We start from the raw sequence: 19,568 nt of genomic DNA on the forward strand, positions 1-19,568 counted from the left end.
CTCAGTTTGGTGCCTATCTTCGGATAGGCGAGCGTATGACAAGATTGTTTCCTCGATCTTCCATGCGTCTGCCAGCTGAAACGAACAGAGTTGTCCAAGTCAAGTACACTAACCCGAGCAACAGCGATGTTGCTCACAAGTTCCTTATCCTCTGCGTGGGGCCGACCGACATCGGCAGCGCGGGTTCCAGGGTAAGGAGCGGGAAAGTATGACTTTTGGTTCAGAAACAGGACTGCATTGCTTGCCAGCTTATGCAGTCACGAGTGACGGCGTCCTCAAGTAGCCGCAAGGCGGTAGGACACTCAGCAGTCTCTCTCTTTCTGGATCAAATCAAGCGCGAGAAGGGCGTTTGGTGGATGCCTTGGCAGTAAGAGGCGATGAAAGACGTGATACTCTGCGATAAGCCATGAGGAGCTGAGAATAAGCTTTGATCCATGGATCTCTGAATGGGGGAACCCACCTGAAAGTTCATTATAATTACTTCGGTAGTTTATAATGTTCTTAACCAGGTACTTTTGACCTGAATACATAGGGTCTTAAGAGCAAACCCGGGGAACTGAAACATCTAAGTACCCGGAGGAAAGGAAATCAATTGATACTCCCCTAGTAGCGGCGAGCGAACGGGGACCAGCCAAGCCGAGATTGTGACCAGAACGACCTGGAAAGGTCGGCCATAGTGGGTGACAGCCCCGTATGGGAAGCATGATCGGATGTATTAAGTAGGGCGGGACACGTGAAATCCTGTCTGAAGATCGGAGGACCACCTTCGAAGGCTAAGTACTCCTTACTGACCGATAGCGAACCAGTACCGTGAGGGAAAGGTGAAAAGCACCCCGACGAGGGGAGTGAAACAGTACCTGAAACCGAACGCCTACAATCAGTCGGAGGCTCCTTGCGAGCTGACGGCGTACCTTTTGTATAATGGGTCATCGACTTGGTCTATCTAGCAAGCTTAAGCCGTTAGGTGTAGGCGCAGCGAAAGCGAGTCTTAATAGGGCGTCGAGTTAGATGGATCAGACCCGAAACCGAGTGATCTAGGCATGACCAGGATGAAGGTAAGGTAACACTTACTGGAGGTCCGAACCCACACCTGTTGAAAAAGGTCGGGATGAGTTGTGCCTAGGGGTGAAAGGCCAATCAAACTCGGAGATAGCTGGTTCTCTGCGAAATCTATTTAGGTAGAGCGTCATCCGAATACCCCGGGGGGTAGAGCACTGGATGGGTAATGGGGCCCCACAGGCTTACTGATCCTAACCAAACTCCGAATACCCGGGAGTACTAGATGGCAGACACACTGCGGATGCTAACGTCCGTAGTGGAGAGGGAAACAACCCTGACCTACGACTAAGGCCCCTAATTCATGGCTAAGTGGGAAAGCAGGTGGGACGACCAAAACAACCAGGAGGTTGGCTTAGAAGCAGCCATCCTTTAAAGATAGCGTAACAGCTCACTGGTCTAAATAAGTTGTCCTGCGGCGAAGATGTAACGGGGCTCAAGCCATGAGCCGAAGTCTAGGATGCACATAGTGCATGGTAGCAGAGCGTAGTGTGACATAGTTCCTGTCCTCTTTAGCCTTCTTCGGAAGGTCATGGAGGATAAGGAGCTTTCTGTGAAGCCGGCGCGTGAGCGATCCGGTGGAGAGATCACTAGTGAGAATGATGACATGAGTAGCGACAAAGAGTGTGAGAGACACTCTCGCCGAAAGTCCAAGGGTTCCTGCTTAAAGCTAATCTGAGCAGGGTAAGCCGGCCCCTAAGCCGAGGGCGAAAGCCGTAGGCGATGGGAACCAGTTTAATATTACTGGGCCAGGAGGATGTGACGGATCGTGACTGTTGTTCACCCTTATCGGATTGGGTGGGCCGCTGATCGGTTCCTGGAAATAGCCCTCCATCAGACCGTACCCTAAACCAACACAGGTGGACTGGTAGAGCATACCAAGGCGCTTGAGAGAACGATGTTGAAGGAACTCGGCAAAATACCTCCGTAAGTTCGCGAGAAGGAGGCCCAGTTTCTACGCAAGTATTGGCTGGGGGCACAAACCAGGGGGTGGCGACTGTTTACTAAAAACACAGGGCTCTGCGAAGTCGCAAGACGACGTATAGGGTCTGACGCCTGCCCGGTGCCTGAAGGTTAAAAGGAGGGGTGAGAGCTCTGAATTGAAGCCCAGGTAAACGGCGGCCGTAACTATAACGGTCCTAAGGTAGCGAAATTCCTTGTCGGGTAAGTTCCGACCTGCACGAATGGCGTAACGACTTCCCCGCTGTCTCCAACATCGACTCAGCGAAATTGAATTGCCTGTCAAGATGCAGGCTTCCCGCGGTTAGACGGAAAGACCCCGTGCACCTTTACTACAGCTTCGCACTGGCATCAGGCACAATATGTGCAGGATAGGTGGTGGGCTTTGAAACCGGGACGCCAGTTCCGGTGGAGCCTCCCTTGAGATACCACCCTTATTCTGCTTGATGTCTAACCGCGGTCCGTTATCCGGATCCGGGACCCTGCGTGGCGGGTAGTTTGACTGGGGCGGTCGCCTCCTAAAGCGTAACGGAGGCGCGCGAAGGTTGGCTCAGAGCGGTCGGAAATCGCTCGTTGAGTGCAATGGCAGAAGCCAGCCTGACTGCGAGACTGACAAGTCGAGCAGAGTCGAAAGACGGCCATAGTGATCCGGTGGTCCCAAGTGGGAGGGCCATCGCTCAACGGATAAAAGGTACGCCGGGGATAACAGGCTGATACTGCCCAAGAGTCCATATCGACGGCAGTGTTTGGCACCTCGATGTCGGCTCATCTCATCCTGGGGCTGGAGCAGGTCCCAAGGGTACGGCTGTTCGCCGTTTAAAGAGGTACGTGAGCTGGGTTTAGAACGTCGTGAGACAGTTCGGTCCCTATCTGCCGTGGGTGTAGGATACTTGAGAGGAGTTGCCCCTAGTACGAGAGGACCGGGGTGAACGATCCACTGGTGGACCTGTTGTTGCGCCAGCAGCAGTGCAGGGTAGCTATGATCGGACAGGATAACCGCTGAAGGCATCTAAGCGGGAAGCCCCCCTCAAAACAAGGTATCCCTGAGGGCCGAGGTAGACCACCTCGTCGATAGGCCGGAGATGTAAGTGCAGCAATGCATTCAGTTGACCGGTACTAATTGCCCGATAGGCTTGATTTGATCCAGTAAAAGACAGACTGGAAATCAAAAGCATACACAAAACACTGACGTACGTGACTTGGACACGCCGAAAGGCGAAATTAAGCGAAGCCGTTTACTCGGTTTGGTGATCATAGCGCGAGTGAAACACCCGGTCCCATCCCGAACCCGGCCGTTAAGCACCGTAGCGCCGATGGTACTGCATCTTAAGGTGTGGGAGAGTAGGTCATCGCCAAACCTAGTAAACGACTTCCCTTAACGTATCTCTCAAACGATGATACCAGGCCTCTACCGTTCTTGCATGAGGCCATGCGGCCCCAATAGCCGCCTGTCGCGGGGTGGAGCAGCCCGGTAGCTCGTCAGGCTCATAACCTGAAGGTCGTAGGTTCAAATCCTACCCCCGCAACCACTACTGTCGAACAAGAAGCCACCTCCGGGTGGCTTTTGTTGTTTTGGGACGCGCTCAATGCCAACAAACCCGCAAGTTCTCTGACCTGCCCCCCGAGGCTCCCTCATTCATAACGAGAGTTTGCGGGTCTGGTTTTGACCTGCCCCCCGATGGTCCCTCATTCAAAACGAGAGTCTGCGGGTCTGGTTTTCATATTCTTCGGTTTCGGTTTGGGCAAGCGCGCCGGGCGCGGAGCCCTCATTTGGCTCAAGCGCCCGGCGCGCTTCCGCGGGTGTTTGATTGCCGAGCGATGAGTGCGGCCTGACGTTGTTGTAGTCGTAGCGCCAGAGGGCCAGAATTCGCCGTGCATCTTCCAAGCTGTCGAACATCTCCTCGTTCAGCAACTCGTCCCGGAGGCTGCCGTTGAAGGACTCGATGAAGGCGTTCTGCTGGGGCTTGCCCGGATCGATGTAATGCCAATCGACGCCGTTGTTGTTCGCCCATTTCAGGATCGCCCGACTGGTGAACTCGGTGCCGTTGTCACTGACTATGCTGGCGGGCCTACCATAGACCCGGACAAGCGCATCCAGTTCCCGCGCCACACGGGCACCCGAGATGCTGGTATCGGCCATCAGACACAGGTTCTCGCGGCAGCAATCATCGTTCACCGCCAGAATGCGGAACCGTCGCGATGCCCCGAACGTGTCGGACAGGAAGTCCAGAGACCAGCGTTCGCCGGGCCTCAGAGCCTCGGGCATTGGCGTCCGCGATCCCCGCGCCCGTTTGCGACCCCTTCGTCGCCTGACGCCCAGCTTCTCCTCCGTGTAGAGGCGGTACAGCTTCTTGTGGTTCATGATCATCCCCTTGCGCTCCAGCATAACGCCGATCCGCCGATAGCCGAACCGGCGCCGCTGGACTGCGACGGCTTTCATCTCCTCCCTGATCTCAGGATTGTCGGGCGGGCGTTCACGCCTGACAGTTTTGGGATCGACACCAACGAGCCTGCACGCTCGGCGCTGCGAGATGTCATGATCCCGCATCGCCTTGAGCGCTGCATCCCGCCGTTCGGTTGGCGTCGTCAGTTCTTTCCCAGCAAGTCTTTCAGAACGGCATTGTCCAGCATCGTATCTGCCAGAAGGCGCTTGAGCCTGGCGTTCTCGTCTTCCATCGCCCTCAGCTTAGCGACATCCGACACCTCCATGCCGCCATACTTCGATTTGTACTTGTAGAACGTGCCCTGGCTGAGACCGTGCTTGCGGCACACCTCCGCTGTCGGCATGCCTGCTTCCTGCTCTTTGATCATCCCAATGATTTGCGCTTCCGTGAAACGGCTCTTTCGCATCTGTTTGCTCCTTCGAAAGGTTGAGCAAACTCTACATCAGAACGAGGGAGAATTTGGGGGGCAGGTCAGTTTTCATATTCCTCGGTTTCGGTTTGGGCAAGAGCGTCGGGCGCGGAGCCCTCAAATTGCTCAAGCGCTCGACGCGCTTCTGCGGGTGTTTTGTTGCCGAGCGACGAGTGCGGCCTTACGTTGTTGTAGTCGTATCGCCAGAGCGCCAGCTTTCGGCGAGCATCGTCCAGATTATCGAACATCTCTTCGTTCAGTAGCTCGTCGCGCAGGCTACCGTTGAAGCTTTCGATGAAGGCGTTCTGCTGCGGCTTGCCCGGGTCGATGTAGTGCCAGTCGACATCGTTCTCGTTCGCCCATTTCAGGATCACCCGGCTGGTGAACTCGGTGCCGTTGTCAGAGACAATGCCAACCGGTTTGCCATAGAGCCTGACCAGCGCATCCAGTTCCCGCGCCACGCGGGCGCCCGAGATGCTTGTATCAGCCATCAGGCACAGGTTCTCACGGCAACAATCATCGTTCACCGCCAGAATTCGGAACCGGCGCGAGGCCCCGAACGTGTCGGACAGGAAGTCCAGTGACCAGCGTTCACCAGGCCTCAGAGCTTCTGGCATCGGTGTCCGGGAGCCACGGGCCCGTTTGCGGCCCCGTCGCCGCCTGACGCCCAGCTTCTCCTCCGTGTACAGCCGATACAGCTTCTTGTGGTTCATGATCATCCCTTTGCGTTCCAGCATCACCCCGATCCGCCGGTAGCCAAACCAGCGGCGCTTGGCTGCAACCGCTTTCATCTCCTTGCGTATCTCAGGATTATCCGGCGGGCGTTCACGCCGGACTGTCTTCGGATCGACACCGACAAGTCGGCAGGCCCGGCGTTGCGAGATGTCGTGATCCCGCATCGCCTTCAGCGCTGCCTCTCGCCGCTCATTCGGCGTCGTCAGTTCTTTCCCAGAAGATCCTTCAGTACAGCATTGTCCAGCATCGTATCAGCCAGCAGGCGTTTGAGCCTGGCATTCTCATCTTCCATCGCCTTCAGCTTCGCGACGTCCGACACCTCCATGCCGCCGTACTTCGACTTGTATTTGTAGAACGTGCCCTGGCTGAGACCGTGCTTGCGGCACACCTCCGCTGTCGGCATTCCGGCTTCCTGTTCTTTGATCATCCCGATGATCTGGGCTTCCGTGAAACGGCTCTTTCGCATGCGTTTGCTCCTTCGAAAGGTTGAGCAAACTCTACATCACAACGAGGGAAGTTTCGGGGGACAGGTCATCTCCAACCAACTCAATGGCCAAGGTGCCATCTTCCAGGATCAGCCGAATCTCCGTTAGCAACGAGCGAATGATGCTGGTCGCCTCTGCCTTGGTGGATGCGTCGCTGAGAGCGTTGCTCAGGTTGGCAACTTGATCCCTGTAGACTTCCGCTGTTGATTTCCGCTGAGAAGTGACCCGGTATTTTCACCGAGAACTGACCCACCTTCGTTTATGTCTCAGCGGTCATGTTGTGGTCAATGCGGGTGTCTCCTTTCTCTTTTTTTTGCGGCTTCTGAGCTGGCTTTGTAGCGGTAGCTGTCGTTGCCGGTTTCCAGGATGTGGCAGCGGTGTGTGAGCCTGTCGAGAAGCGCTGTGGTCATTTTTGCGTCGCCGAAGACCTGGGCCCACTCTGAGAAGCTGAGGTTGGTGGTGATGACCACACTGGTGCGTTCGTAGAGTTTGCTGAGGAGGTGGAACAACAGCGCGCCGCCGGATGAACTGAACGGCAGATAGCCGAGTTCGTCGAGGATGACCAAGTCGATCTTGGTCAGCATCTCGGCCAGTTTGCCGGCCTTTCCGAGCGCCTTTTCCTGCTCCAGGGAGTTGACGAGTTCCACCGTCGAGTAGAAGCGCACCTTGCATCTGTGATGCTCGATGGCCTGGACGCCGAGAGCTGTGGCGATGTGGCTTTTGCCCGTGCCGGGGCCACCGATCAGGACGACGTTTTCCGCGTTCTCCATGAACTCGCCACGGTGCAACTGCCGAACGCTGGCCTCGTTGATCTCGCTGGACTTGAAGTCAAAGCCTGCGAGGTCCTTGTAGGACGGGAAGCGCGCCACCTTAGTTTGGTAGGCAATGGACCGGACTTCCCGTTCGGCCATTTCCGCCTTGAGAAGTTGGGACAACATTGGCGTTGCCGCTTCGAACGCCGGTGCGCCCTGGGCAACGAGATCGTCAACGGCTTGCGCCATGTCATGCAACTTCAGGCTGCGGAGCATGATCACGACCGAAGCGCCTGCAGGATCATGACGCATGGCGCTTCTCCCCGGCCTGTCTCAGATCATCATAGCGATCGACATTGGCCTTTGGCGCTGTGTCCAGGGCCAGAGCCTCTGGCGGATCGACCTCTGGCAAGTCTGTCTGCTTCTTATCGATTGGCCTGTGAAGCAGGTTCAGGACATGCGTCTTGGTGGGCACGCCTGCTTCCAGCGCGAGTTCTACAGCACACAGAACGGCGTCTTCGTCATGGTGCAGAACCAGGGATAAGATATCGACCATCTCGCGGTCACCGCCCTCCTTGCGCAACATATGATCCTGCAGACGGCGGAAGGCGTCCGGCATCTCGACGAACGGCGCACCATTGCGCAGGGCGCCGGGTTTGCGTTGGATAACAGCAAGATAATGACGCCAATCATAGATCACCCTGCCTGGTTTGTGGTGAGATCGCTCGATGATGCGGTCATGGGCGCAAACGGTATGGCCTTCGGCCACCACAACCAGCCGATCCGGATAGACATGCAGGCTGACGCGGCGGTTCGCAAAGCTGGCCGGGACGCTGTAGCGATTGCGTTCGAAGGTGATCAGGCAGGTGGGCGACACCCGCTTGCTGTGCTCCACAAACCCATCGAAGGCCGGGGGCAGTACCATGAGCGTGGGCTTCTCGGCTTCCCAGACATCGGCGATAGAACCAGGCAAAGCCTTGTGTGGTGTCTCTGCCCATAAGGCGATGCAACGATCCTCAAGCCATTGGTTCAGCTCATTCAGATCGCCGAAGACAGGCATGACCTGCCATAGGCGATTCCGAGCGTCCTGAACGTTCTTCTCCACCTGTCCCTTCTCCCAACCGGCTGCCGGGTTGCAGAACTCAGGCTCAAACACATAGTGGCTGGCCATGGCCTTGAAACGTGCGTTGATATCGCGCTGCTTGCCTTTGCCAACACGATCTACGGCCGTCTTCATGTTGTCGTAGATCCCGCGACCGGGCACGCCGCCGAAGACGCGGAACGCGTGCCAGTGGGCGTCGAATAGCATCTCATGTGTTTGCAGCGGGTAGGCCCGCACCAGGAACGCCCGGCTGTGTGACAACTTGATATGGGCGACCTGCAGCTTGACCCGCTCGCCACCGATATTGGCCCAGTCTTCGCTCCAGTCGAACTGGAATGCCTCGCCGGGTTGAAACACCAAGGGCACAAAGGTTCCGCGCCCGGTCGTTTGTTCCGCTCGATGCCGATCGGCACGCCAAGCTCGGGCAAAGGCCGCCACGCGACCGTACGACCCATCATAGCCAAGCTTGACCAAGTCAGCATGCATTTGCTTCACGGTTCGACGTTCCTTGCGTGGCTTCCGCGTCTGCGCCAGCAACCAGGCCGACAACCGATCCGCATACGGATCCAACTTGCTTGGACGAGATGGCGTCTTGAACTTCGGCTCAACCGCGCCCTCGCGTAGGTACTTTCTGATGGTGTTGCGAGACAGGCCGGTGCGCCTTGAAATCTCGCGGATTGGCATTTTGTCACGCAATGCCCAGCGTCGGATAACACTCAAAAATCCCATGTCGATCACTCCAAATCTCCCCGACCGAATCCGTCAGGGCAACGTGTTCACATGGGTCAATTCTCAGTGGAAACTTAGGGGGCTACCGGGTCACTTCTCAGCGGAAATCAACACTTCGGCCATCGGTGCATTCGGATCGCTGCTGATCGCGGCGGTGCAGGGGCGTCTGAACTGGGACATGCTGCGCTACGTGATGATCACAACCACGAAATTGATGGGCATGCTGATGTGGATTACAATCGCGGCGGTGTTCTTCTCCAAGATCTACGTTGGTGTTGGTGCGGGCATGGTCGTGGGCGAGTTGATCGAGGATTTTGAAGTGGCGCCGATGATGGTGATCATCGCCATGCTGGCGACCTACTTTATCCTCGGCATGTTTCTGGATGATTTCGCCATCGTCTTCATCACGGTGCCGCTGTTCGTTCCGATCGTTCGTGAGCTTGGCTTCGATACGACCTGGTTCGCGGTATTGTTCATCCTGTCGATGCAATCCGCCTATCTGACGCCGCCCTTCGGCTACAACCTGTTCTACATGCGCTCTGTGGCGCCAAACAGCATCTCGATTGGCGACATCTATTGGGCAGCGATCCCGTTTGTTGTTCTGCAGATCATCGGACTGGCGCTTGTCGTGGCGTTTCCGCAGATCGCATTGTGGCTGCCGAACCTGATCTTCTAACAGAAATGCCGGTCGGGGGGATTTTGCCCCGACCGGCCCGGTTTCATCCCCCAACGGGACAGCTGCCTCATGTCATTGCGACTGGCAGCTGTTTTTTTGTCTGCCGAATTTTCCTCCAGAAGTTCGAGGCGGTTGAGAGCTGCTCAAAATACACCAGGCTGTGTGGGGCCGCCAGGAGCGTTGACCTTTTGTTGCGGGGCGTAGAGCGGCATGCGGCCCCGGAACCCCTTAGCTTGCTTTTTGCTCGGGCTCCGGCACGTTCAGAGTTGACCACGTATCGTCCTGCGGAGGGTTGGGAGGTGTTTCACAGGCTTCGCGATGGATATTCACCTTGGCAATGAAGTTTGCCGAGATGGGGGCCGTCGCAAAAAGGAATGCGGTGATCAGCAGCTCATGGAAAGAAAACTCTCCCAGAAGAGCGGAGTGAATGATGGAGGCCAAAAGCAGCATGCCAATGCCGACGGTCCCGACCTTGGTCGGTGCGTGCAGACGGGTCATGGGGTCGTTGAACTTCAAAAGTCCGATCACGCTGACCAGAACAAAACCGGATCCGATCAACAAGCAGATTGCAACGGCGTAATATCCGAGGATCTCAAGTGTCATTCGATAATGTCTCCCCGAAGGATGAACCGCGCCAAAGCCACGGTTGAAACGAAGCCAAGCATCGCGATCAAAAGGGACACTTCGAAATAGATTTGCACTCCTTGCGAAATCCCCAGCATCACCACAAGCCCAAGCGCGTTGATAACCATCGTATCGAGGGCCAGAATGCGATCCCCCGGTGTTGGTCCAAGGGCAAGGCGGACCATTGAAAAAATCTGCCCCAGGGCCAAGGCGACGAACGCGATGGCAATGGTTGCGTCGACAACTTGCATAGCCATGTTCATGAGAAGATCTCCTTGAGGCGGCGCTCGTATCGCGTCTTGATTTCGTCCCGCACGCTGTCCGGATCATCGGTGTGCAATACGTGTACCAGCAAGCTGTGGCCTTCGTCGGAAAGGTCGGACGATACCGTTCCCGGGGTCAGCGTGATGGTCCCGGCCAACACCGTGATAGCCTCGGGTTGGCGCAGTTCCAGAGGTACCACGATCCAGGCTGGCTTGAGCTTGGAATTCGGCACGGTCAGAACGATCCATGCCACCTGGATGTTGGCGACGACGATGTCCCAGATGACCAGCAGAGTGTAGCTGATCAACTTGCCCACGCGCACCCCTTTGGGGGTGTCGGGCCACCAGATCGACGTCCCCCATGGAATGACGATGCCAAGGATGATCCCGAACACAACCATACCCGCCGAAACGTCGTTTTGGAGCATGGTCCAAACCACAGCCAGCAGCAAGGTGAGGACAGGGTGGGGCACCAATCTGTTGAACAAACGTGTCATGTCAGTGGTCCTCCTTCGGAGTGCTCAGTTTGCCGGGTGTTTCCAACACGGTCGAGACATAGGGTTCTGGAGCAAAGAGCTGTTGGGAGATGGTCGTGGCGTAGCCGTGAACCTGTCCGGCAAACACAGTGTGCGCGATAAGGAGCGTGATAAGCCCCCCAACCGATACATAGGACAAGGTGGTTGGGCGAGATGTGGCCACCGCGTCTTCGGGCGTTTCAACGCCGTGGGATTTCCAGAATAGCACCGACCCAGCGCGCGCAAAACCGACGATGCTGATCAGGCTCGAGCCGAGAATGATCGCCCAGATCCATGAGAGCATGTCGGTGCCACTGGCGGCGTCGAGAACCATCAACTTGCCGAGGAATCCCGACAGGGGGGGAAGCCCGGCCATCGCGATGGCGCATACAAAAAACAGCCCGGACGTGAGCGAAGTTCCCGCCATAGGTGGCTGGGCCGTGAGGTCCAGATTGGAGCGGCCTGTACGAACCAGATCTGAGACGAGGAACAATGCGGCGCCCGCAAATGTGGAGTGAACGATGTAGTACAGCGCCGCCGCAATTCCCTCTGCCGTGAAGAACGAGATTGCGACCATCACCATACCCATGGAGCCAATCACGGAAAAGGCAACAAGCCTGTCGAGCTTTTTTGCGGCCAGAACGCCGATCATGCCCAAAGCCAGGGAAATCAGCGCAACAGGTAGCAGCCAAGTGCCCTGCAGCCCGGCCGTCACTGCAAGATCGGGGGGGAAGATCAGCGTATAGACGCGGATGATTGCATAGGCGCCGACCTTGGTCATGATCGCAAACAGCGCCGCAACAGGGGCCGGAGCTTCTGCATAGCTTGACGGGAGCCAGAAGTGGAGCGGAACAACCGCCGCCTTGATCGCGAACACCATCAACAGCAGGACCGAGGCCACGCGGATGCCCACGGTCGCGTCTGGCCCGATCAGGGCGGCACGTTGACCCAGATCCGCCATGTTCAGGGTGCCGGTCTCGGCATAGATCGACCCCAGTGCGAACAGGAACAGGGTCGAACCGATCAGGTTGAACAACACGTATTGAACACCTGCACGAAGCCGTGTGTTGCCCCCGGCGTGGATCATCAGGCCATAAGACGCGATCAGCAGGACTTCGAAGAAGACAAACAGGTTGAACAGGTCGCCTGTCAGAAAGGCACCCATGATCCCCATCAGCTGAAACTGGAACAGGGCATGGAAATGGCGCCCGCGATCATCCCAGCGCGAGCCGATAGCATAAAGCAGGACGAAAAGCGCCAGCAGGGACGTCAACAGCACCATCAGCGTCGAAAGGCGATCTCCGACAAGCACGATGCCGAAGGGGGCGGCCCAGTCGCCGAGTTGATAAAGCAATATGTCGCCATCCGCCACCTGCCAGGCCAGGCCCGCAGAAATGGCGATCAGGGCCAGTACGCCGACAACCGAGAAAACGCGTTGTATCCCGATGTGATAACGTGCGGCCAGCACGATGAACGGTGCCAGCAACGCCGGCAGAACGACGGGGGCAATTATCCAGTGAGTCACGATTGGCCCTCCGCCTGGTCTTGTGCGTCTTCCGGCTGGTCGTCCACGTGGTCGTCATTGGACCCGAGGAATGCACCAAGGCCGATCATGACGACCACTGCCGTCATGCCGAATGAGATCACGATTGCGGTCAGGACCAATGCCTGCGGCAGAGGGTCGGTGTAAACCGACATGTCATCGCGTAGCACCGGAGGCGCGGCTGTCGTGAGGCGACCGGACGCAAACAAGAACACGTTCACGGCATAGGTCAGCAGGGACATCCCCAGGATGACCGGGAAAGTCCGCAGACGCAGGACGAGGTAGAGACCGGCGGCGGTCATGATGCCGATGGCCGAGGCGACGAGAATCTCCATGTCATACGCCCTCCTGTGTCATTGATCCGGCTTTGTCGGGGGGAGGATCGGTACGGGATGGATCGATATCCATGGGGTATTCGCTGTCTGGCATATTCGCACGGCGCGCCAATCGAGAGAAGCTTTCAAGAGACAGCATCACCGCGCCAACGACGGCAAGGAATACGCCCAGATCGAACAGTGCAGCTGTCGCCAGTTCGAATTTCTGGAAGGGCGGGATGCGCACATAGGTGAAATCCGACGTCAGGAAAGGCTTGCTGAAAAACCACGCACCCATGCCTGTGAATCCCGCAATCAGGACGCCTGCGCCGATTACCCCGTGATAGGGGTATTTCAGCCGTGCAGATGTCCAGGCAAACCCGCTGGCCATATATTGCATCACGACGGCAATCGACACGATCAGACCGGCAATGAACCCGCCTCCGGGTTCGTTGTGTCCCCGCAGGAAGATGTAAAAGCCGACCAGAAGCACCAACGGCATCATCACGCGCGTTAGCACTACCATCATCATCGGATGTGTATCTCCGGCCTGTGGCAGGTCGGGTTCGCGGTTCAGCAACCGGGCGCGGACGGGACCGTTCAAGAGTGTCTCTGTTAGGGCATAGATCAGCAGTGCCGCAATCCCCAGAACGATGATTTCGCCATAGGTGTCAAATCCGCGGAAATCCACGAGGATCACGTTGACCACGTTCGTACCACCGCCGCCCTTGTAGGAGTTCGCCAGGTGGAATTCGGAAATCGGTGTCGCCACGGAATCCCGCAACAAGTAGTGATACGACAGCATGAACGTCGCCAGCCCGCCCGCAATTCCGACGCCTGCATCCCGTACGCGGCGCAGGACCGTGCTTTCGACGGGGGTCTGCTTTGGCAGGAAGTTGAGGGCCAGAAGAAGCAGGATGATGGTAACCACTTCGACCGTGAATTGTGTCATCGCCAGGTCTGGTGCACTGAAGAAAATGAAGCCGATCGAAACCATCAAACCAACGATCCCGATCAACATGAGCGAGAAAAGACGGTTCCGGTGCAGGAACATCAAAGCGACGGTCGCCGCGACCAGCATGACCCAGCCGGCAATGGGAACGGCCCCCGCCGCTTGCACTGTACGCGTCGGTGCGCCGACTGTTCCGGTTTGCCATGCATAGGCGCCTACTGCGATGATCACAACCGACCCGATGGCGGCGTACCGTGTGAAAGCGCCGTTATGCAGCGGCAGGATCAATCCCCGGGCCGTCGATACCGCAATTCGTATGACCGCCTCGAAAATCACCTTGGCCTCTGGGCGCGGTGTGGCATCCCAGACTTTAAGCAAAGGTTTGAACGCGGCCAGAACCAGCAAGCCGCCAACCGTTGCAATGATCGACATGTACAGGGCGGGTGTCAGCCCATGCCAGATCTTGAAATGGGCCTTGGGGACTTCGGCGGTGTCACCCAGAACAGACGCTGTAACGAGTTTGACAAAAGGTTCCGCAAGGAATGGTGCCAGGCCGATCACAACCACAAGTACGACGAGGATCGATGGAGGCATCCAGAGGCCCAGGCCGGGATCATGCGGTTTCGAAGGGTAGTCGTCGCGAACCGGACCAAGAAACGTGTGACCGATCAACCTGAAGCAATATGCGGCGGAAAAAAGTGACCCGAACGTGGCCAGAGCCGGGACCAGCCAATGGGACTGGAACAGAATGGTGTGATGCGCTTCTTCCAGCATCATTTCCTTGGACAGGAAGCCATTCAGCAGCGGAATGCCAGCCATGGACAGCGCCGCGAGCGTGGCGATCGCGAAGGTGATCGGCATCAACCGACGCAAACCACCAAGGCGGCGAATGTCGCGTGTGTGGGTTTCATGGTCAATGATGCCCGCCGACATGAACAGCGCGGCCTTGAAGGTTGCGTGGTTCAGGATGTGGAACATTGCGGCCAGTGCACCAAAGGCAGTTCCTGTACCGAGCAGCATGGTAATTAGACCGAGATGGCTGACCGTGGAAAAGGCCAAAAGGGCTTTCAGGTCGTGTTTGAACAACGCGATCACAGCGCCGAGAACCATGGTGATCAGGCCAGCAGTTGTCACGATCGCGAACCATTCCGGGGTTCCTGACAATACGGGCCACATGCGGGCCATAAGGAAAATGCCTGCTTTGACCATCGTGGCCGAGTGCAGGTAAGCCGAAACCGGGGTTGGGGCGGCCATGGCGTGCGGAAGCCAGAAGTGGAAGGGGAACTGGGCGGATTTCGTAAAACAGCCCAAGAGTATTAGGATCAATGCCGGAAGATACCGGGGATCGGCTTGAATAAGTTCCCGGCTCGACAGGATCACGCTCAGGTCGTAACTCCCGACGATCTGCCCCAGCAGCAACATGCCTGCGATCATGGAAAGCCCGCCCATCCCGGTCACGGTCAGCGCCATGCGCGCGCCCTGTCTGCCTTCGGGCAAGTGTTTCCAGTACCCGATCAGCAAGAAGGAAGAGAGCGAAGTCAGTTCCCAAAAAATTAACAGAAGCAGAATGTTGTCACTCAGAACGATCCCCACCATCGCGCCCTGGAAGAGCAGCAGGTAGGTAAAGAACTCTCCCATGTTGTCGTCGCGGCTGAGGTAATGGCGGGCGTAAGCTATGATCAGAAGGCCAATGCCAAGGATCAGGAAGGCAAAGAAAAAGCCCAACCCGTCGAGCATGAGAGAAAAGTTCAGTCCCAGAGTTGGCAGCCAGTTCACCTGGACCTTGACCACCTCGCCAGCGAGAACGGATGGAAGGTTCGTCAACAAACCCACAAATGCCGCAAGCGAGACTGTGAAAGTCACGCCACCACAGGCTGACCGCCCTGCCGGGTTCATGAGTCCTGGTAGCAGCGCACCAAAAAAGGGAAGAGCAACAATGAAAAAGAGTGACACGTGAACTCCTCAAGCCAGTTTCGTTTTTACTCTTAACCAACTGAATCCGGATTGTGAAACGATTGAAGCAACGGTTGTTTTCGACATAGGTGCCGGAGCGTAAACTTCGGGCACTTTGGAAACTGTTCAATCGGGGAAACGTGCGGGTTGGCTGCCCTAGAAAAGCTTGTTGGTTCTTATCCATGAACCGGGCGGGGTGATCGGTGGCGCAAATGCCCCGGAGGCGGGAGTGCATTGTTTGCAGAAGTTCCGCGTGGCCTGAAATTTGTCAAATAACTCAGCGCCATGAAGTCAAATTGGACAGACGATCTGTTGGGTGAGGCCCACGGCTGCGCGGGGTGTATTTTTCAAGAATCGTGGAAAGGCAGCGTGAACAGAGGTTGCTCACGCGCCGTGTGGAAATCTGCACCAATCTTCAGCGGCCGTTCCGTATCGCCCAATTGGCGCAGCTTGTCTCAATTGCCGGGAACGGTCTGACCCATGTTCACTCGTTCTTGATCGGCTGTTTTCTTGCAAGGTTTGAGCAGGCATAGGCGTCTGACCCAAGTCAAAAGGAAAACCATTGGTGTTCGGAAGCCCGCCCCGAATCGCTCCGCAAGGAAGGTGATTTGCAACGAGATGTATGCGCCTGCAGGCAACACACAGCCGGCCGATTCCGAGTTGCATTTGCGCAAATCATTTGTTTGGCGAGGCGGGACGCTGCCAGCGATTTTCAAAAGCGAACGTTTTTTTCAGCAGCGTCTCTCATCGAAGGGTGCGCCATTTCAGGCGGTCATGCCGCCGTCAACGACGAGCGTTGTCCCCGTGGTGAAGGACGCGGCATCGGACGCCAGGTAGAGCGCCGCCCCTGAAATCTCGTCCGGCACGGCGTGCCGGCCCTGTGGGATCATACTGACGATCTGTTTGTAAATCCCTTCGTGTTCAAAAAGTGCACCGGCAAAATCGGTTTTTGTCAGGCCGGGCAGGATGGCGTTGACCCGAATACCAAACGCCGCACACTCCTTGGCAAAGGCTTTGGTCATGGATACGACGGCTGCCTTGGAAATCGAATAGACGGCTTGCATGGGCGCGGGGGTCAAAGCGTTAATGGATGCCACGTTGATGATAACGCCGCTTTTTTGCGCGCGCATCATGCGTCCGGCCATTTGTGAGGCCAGGAAGTATCCCTTGATGTTGACGTCAATTGTCTTGTCAATCGAGCTTTCCGGCGTATCGAGGATCGGACCGAAATACGGGTTGGCGGCCGCGTTGTTGACCAGAATGTCTAGCCGGCCATGCGTCTGCGCTATGTCGTCGAATGCGGCTGTGATCGAAGCGGTTTCACCAATGTGACAGGCAAGCGCCGACGCCTTGCCTCCGTTGTCGCGAATTGACGCGGCCACTTCTTCGCAGGGGCCAATCTTGCGGCTGGCGATGATCACATGAGCGCCGTGATCTGCGAGGCAGCGCGCAATGGCCTCACCGATTCCGCGGCTTGCACCTGTAACGAGTGCGACCCGTCCCGAAAGGTCAAAAAGAGAGTCGGTCATGAGGGTATCCTGTTGCTGGTGAGCTGGGCTGTTGTCCTGTCAGATTGCTTGGACAACCGCGCTTCGTCCATAGCCCGTGCCCCCACGTCATTGGCGGAGGAACACACAATATGCGGGTATAAGACAAAAAGGGGTGGCATACGGTCTGTATGCCACCCCGCGTTTCGGGACGCCTGCGGAATCCTGCAATGCGATTTTGTCAGTCCAGAAGGTCAAACCGATCGGCGTTCATGACCTTGGTCCATGCGGAGACGAAGGTGTCGAGGAACCGGCTTTCGCCATCTGCGCTGCCAAAGACCTCGGCCAGCGCCCTCAGCTGCGAATTGGAACCAAATACGAGATCAACGCGTGTTCCTGTCCAAACCTGATCGCCATTGCTGCGGTCGCGTCCGATGAAAACTCCGGGATTATCTGTGTCCGGTTTCCACTCGGTGCTCATGTCCAGCAGGTTGACAAAGAAGTCATTGCTGAGCGCGCCCGGACGCTTGGTCAGGACACCGTGCGAACTGCCACCATGATTGGCACCCATGGCCCGCATACCGCCAACCAACGCGGTCATTTCCGGAGCCGACAACGTCAAAAGCTGGGCGCGATCGACAAGCATTTCCTCTGGAGAGACCGAATACTCTGCCTTCTGGAAATTGCGGAACCCATCTGCGAGCGGTTCGAGCGGGGCAAAGGACTCGGCGTCGGTCTGGGCGTCCGACGCATCGGTCCGGCCCGGTGCAAAAGGCACTTCGAGGTCATGACCGGCCGCCTTGGCGGCTTCCTCGATCCCGGCGTTCCCGCCAAGGACAATCAGGTCTGCCAGCGAAACTTTCTTGTCACCCTGAGACCCGTTGAATTCGGCCTGAATACCTTCGAAGGTTTCAAGGACCCGTGCGAGTTTCTCCGGTTCGTTGGCCTCCCAGTTCTTTTGTGGCTCCAGCCTGATCCGTGCACCATTGGCTCCGCCGCGCTTGTCCGACCCACGGAAGGTGGACGCCGAAGCCCACGCCGTGGATACGAGGTCAGCTACCGAGAGCCCCGACGCCACGATTTTTGCCTTGAGAGCGGCCTGGTCGGCAGTGTCGATCAGCGCGTGATCGACGGCTGGTACGTTGTCTTGCCAGATCAGTTCTTCCTCGGGCGCTTCCGGTCCAAGATAGAGAGAACGCGGTCCCATATCCCGATGGAGGAGTTTGAACCATGCCCGCGCAAATGCATCGGCAAAAGCATCCGGGTTTTCCAGGAAGTTCCGCGAAATCGGCTCGAGCGTGGGATGCATGCGAAGCGAGAGATCCGCCGTGGTCATCATCGGAGCGTGACGTTTGTCCGGGTCATGGGCGTCGACAACCATGTGTTCGGGTTTCACATCCTTGGCAACCCACTGATGCGCGCCTGCCGGGCTCTTGGTCAATTCCCACTCGTAACCGAACAGGACTTCGAAGTAGCCGTGATCCCACTGGGTCGGGTTGGGCTTCCACGCCCCTTCGATCCCGGACGTTGTCGTGTCGCCGCCCTTGCCGCTGCCATGTGCATTGATCCAGCCAAGACCCATGTTTTCAATCGCGGCGCCTTCCGGTTCCGCGCCAACCAGATCCGGGTTGCCAGCCCCATGCGCCTTGCCAAAGGTGTGGCCACCCGCAACCAGGGCGACGGTTTCTTCGGGGCTCATTGCCATGCGCCCGAACGTGTCGATGACATCATAACCCGATGCCACCGGATCGGGGTTCCCGTCCGGTCCTTCGGGGTTCACATAGATCAGCCCCATCTGAACGGCGGCCAGCGGGTTGTCCAATTCGCGGTCACCTGAATAGCGGCTGTTGTCCGCGTCACTGGGCGCCAGCCACTCGGTTTCCGCACCCCAGTAGATGTCTTCTTCCGGCTCCCAAATGTCGGGTCGCCCTCCGGCAAAACCAAAGGTCTTGCCGCCCATGGATTCGATGGCCACGTTCCCGGCCAAAAGCATCAGGTCGGCCCAGGAAATCTTGTCCCCGTATTTCTGTTTGATCGGCCAAAGCAGGCGGCGCGCCTTGTCGAGGTTGCCATTGTCGGGCCAGCTGTTGAGCGGGGCAAACCGTTGCGTGCCTGTTGCGCCACCGCCGCGCCCGTCGCTGATGCGATAAGTGCCCGCGCTGTGCCAGGCCATGCGGATGAAAAGCCCACCATAATGCCCATAATCGGCAGGCCACCAATCCTGGCTGTCCGTCATCAGGGCCGTGAGGTCTTTCTTGAGAGCGTCATAGTCGAGCTTCTTGAAGGCTTCACGATAGCTGAATTCCTCGTCCATCGGATTGGACAGGTCGGATTGCTGGTGCAGGATTTTCAGATTGAGCTGGTTGGGCCACCAATCGCGATTGGAATTGACCCCCAAGGTGGCCTGCGCATGCATGACCGGGCATTTGCCGCCAGTGTTGATATCATTTCCGTCCATGAAATCCTCCAATTCCTGTTGTGCGCAGTCCGGCATGTTGGCTCATCAAGACCGACCGGTTTGGCGCGTTGCCAGAGCCCGACGGAGCTTATGTCCGCCTGATAGGGAAAG

General features: G+C 57.2%; 13 protein-coding genes, 1 tRNA gene and 2 rRNA genes. 4 read left to right on the forward strand and 12 right to left on the reverse strand.

Annotated features, from left to right (window positions below; all coding sequences use genetic code 11):
* Positions 1-328: 328 nt before the first annotated feature.
* The 3 genes from ACS3QZ_RS00020 to ACS3QZ_RS00030 all read left to right on the forward strand — a co-directional run bounded on the left by ACS3QZ_RS00020 (position 329) and on the right by ACS3QZ_RS00030 (position 3,545).
* A 23S ribosomal RNA gene (locus ACS3QZ_RS00020) occupies positions 329-3,157 on the forward strand.
* Positions 3,158-3,259: 102 nt separating this feature from the next.
* Positions 3,260-3,374, forward strand: a 5S ribosomal RNA gene (gene rrf, locus ACS3QZ_RS00025).
* Positions 3,375-3,468: 94 nt separating this feature from the next.
* Positions 3,469-3,545: transfer RNA gene (locus tag ACS3QZ_RS00030), tRNA-Met, on the forward strand.
* Positions 3,546-3,706: 161 nt separating this feature from the next.
* Here ACS3QZ_RS00030 and ACS3QZ_RS00035 read toward each other — a convergent pair.
* The 4 genes from ACS3QZ_RS00035 to istA all read right to left on the reverse strand — a co-directional run bounded on the left by ACS3QZ_RS00035 (position 3,707) and on the right by istA (position 8,672).
* A protein-coding gene (locus tag ACS3QZ_RS00035) for an IS3 family transposase (RefSeq protein WP_456035993.1) occupies positions 3,707-4,866 on the reverse strand; the annotation gives its coding sequence in 2 pieces (ribosomal slippage) (positions 3,707-4,617 and positions 4,617-4,866; 1,161 coding nt in all).
* Positions 4,867-4,931: 65 nt separating this feature from the next.
* A protein-coding gene (locus ACS3QZ_RS00040; RefSeq protein WP_456035994.1) for an IS3 family transposase occupies positions 4,932-6,070 on the reverse strand; the annotation gives its coding sequence in 2 pieces (ribosomal slippage) (positions 4,932-5,821 and positions 5,821-6,070; 1,140 coding nt in all).
* 303 nt (positions 6,071-6,373) lie between these two features.
* On the reverse strand, positions 6,374-7,153 hold the full coding sequence (istB, locus tag ACS3QZ_RS00045; protein ID WP_456035995.1) for an IS21-like element helper ATPase IstB: 780 nt from the start codon (positions 7,151-7,153) through the stop codon (positions 6,374-6,376).
* Positions 7,143-8,672: an IS21 family transposase gene (gene istA, locus ACS3QZ_RS00050; protein WP_456035996.1), complete on the reverse strand. Its 1,530-nt coding sequence runs from the start codon at positions 8,670-8,672 to the stop codon at positions 7,143-7,145. The genes istB and istA overlap by 11 nt, the downstream gene beginning before the upstream one ends.
* Between istA and ACS3QZ_RS00055 the strand changes: the two genes are divergently transcribed.
* A complete protein-coding gene (locus ACS3QZ_RS00055; protein ID WP_456035997.1) occupies positions 8,671-9,348 on the forward strand; it encodes a TRAP transporter large permease subunit in 678 nt (225 codons plus the stop codon). The two genes, istA and ACS3QZ_RS00055, sit on opposite strands and share 2 nt — an antisense overlap.
* 228 nt (positions 9,349-9,576) lie before the next feature.
* Here the strand turns inward: ACS3QZ_RS00055 and mnhG are convergent, their stop codons facing one another.
* The 8 genes from mnhG to katG all read right to left on the reverse strand — a co-directional run bounded on the left by mnhG (position 9,577) and on the right by katG (position 19,457).
* Positions 9,577-9,951 (reverse strand): monovalent cation/H(+) antiporter subunit G, encoded by a 375-nt coding sequence (mnhG, locus tag ACS3QZ_RS00060; protein WP_456035998.1) that lies wholly within the window; start codon positions 9,949-9,951, stop codon positions 9,577-9,579.
* Positions 9,948-10,223 (reverse strand): K+/H+ antiporter subunit F, encoded by a 276-nt coding sequence (locus ACS3QZ_RS00065; protein WP_423227764.1) that lies wholly within the window; start codon positions 10,221-10,223, stop codon positions 9,948-9,950. The genes mnhG and ACS3QZ_RS00065 overlap by 4 nt, the downstream gene beginning before the upstream one ends.
* Positions 10,224-10,231: 8 nt before the next feature.
* Positions 10,232-10,732, reverse strand: coding sequence for a Na+/H+ antiporter subunit E (locus tag ACS3QZ_RS00070; protein ID WP_456035999.1), 501 nt, complete (start codon positions 10,730-10,732; stop codon positions 10,232-10,234).
* 1 nt (position 10,733) lies between these two features.
* Positions 10,734-12,275 (reverse strand): monovalent cation/H+ antiporter subunit D, encoded by a 1,542-nt coding sequence (locus ACS3QZ_RS00075; RefSeq protein WP_456036000.1) that lies wholly within the window; start codon positions 12,273-12,275, stop codon positions 10,734-10,736.
* Positions 12,272-12,628, reverse strand: coding sequence for a Na+/H+ antiporter subunit C (locus tag ACS3QZ_RS00080; RefSeq protein WP_456036001.1), 357 nt, complete (start codon positions 12,626-12,628; stop codon positions 12,272-12,274). Before ACS3QZ_RS00080 ends, ACS3QZ_RS00075 begins: the two co-directional genes overlap by 4 nt.
* A gap of 1 nt (position 12,629) precedes the next feature.
* Positions 12,630-15,512 carry a monovalent cation/H+ antiporter subunit A gene (locus tag ACS3QZ_RS00085; RefSeq protein ID WP_456036002.1) on the reverse strand — a complete coding sequence of 961 codons (2,883 nt, stop codon included), beginning with the start codon at positions 15,510-15,512 and terminating at the stop codon, positions 12,630-12,632.
* Between the two features lie 764 nt (positions 15,513-16,276).
* On the reverse strand, positions 16,277-17,041 hold the full coding sequence (locus ACS3QZ_RS00090) for an SDR family oxidoreductase (protein WP_456036003.1): 765 nt from the start codon (positions 17,039-17,041) through the stop codon (positions 16,277-16,279).
* Between the two features lie 199 nt (positions 17,042-17,240).
* Positions 17,241-19,457 (reverse strand): catalase/peroxidase HPI, encoded by a 2,217-nt coding sequence (gene katG, locus ACS3QZ_RS00095; protein ID WP_456036004.1) that lies wholly within the window; start codon positions 19,455-19,457, stop codon positions 17,241-17,243.
* Positions 19,458-19,568: the final 111 nt, after the last annotated feature.

The sequence above is a fragment of the Shimia sp. W99 genome (assembly GCF_053851455.3).

What these genes read in the sequence shown, in the direction of transcription:
- istB (WP_456035995.1), bottom strand. Translation starts at nt 7,153, where the DNA reads ATGCGTCATGATCCTGCAGGCGCTTCGGTCGTGATCATGCTCCGCAGC.
- ACS3QZ_RS00055 (WP_456035997.1), top strand. Translation starts at nt 8,671, where the DNA reads ATGTCGATCACTCCAAATCTCCCCGACCGAATCCGTCAGGGCAACGTG.
- istA (WP_456035996.1), bottom strand. Translation starts at nt 8,672, where the DNA reads ATGGGATTTTTGAGTGTTATCCGACGCTGGGCATTGCGTGACAAAATG.
- mnhG (WP_456035998.1), bottom strand. Translation starts at nt 9,951, where the DNA reads ATGACACTTGAGATCCTCGGATATTACGCCGTTGCAATCTGCTTGTTG.
- ACS3QZ_RS00065 (WP_423227764.1), bottom strand. Translation starts at nt 10,223, where the DNA reads ATGCAAGTTGTCGACGCAACCATTGCCATCGCGTTCGTCGCCTTGGCC.
- ACS3QZ_RS00070 (WP_456035999.1), bottom strand. Translation starts at nt 10,732, where the DNA reads ATGACACGTTTGTTCAACAGATTGGTGCCCCACCCTGTCCTCACCTTG.
- ACS3QZ_RS00080 (WP_456036001.1), bottom strand. Translation starts at nt 12,628, where the DNA reads ATGGAGATTCTCGTCGCCTCGGCCATCGGCATCATGACCGCCGCCGGT.
- ACS3QZ_RS00090 (WP_456036003.1), bottom strand. Translation starts at nt 17,041, where the DNA reads ATGACCGACTCTCTTTTTGACCTTTCGGGACGGGTCGCACTCGTTACA.
- katG (WP_456036004.1), bottom strand. Translation starts at nt 19,457, where the DNA reads ATGGACGGAAATGATATCAACACTGGCGGCAAATGCCCGGTCATGCAT.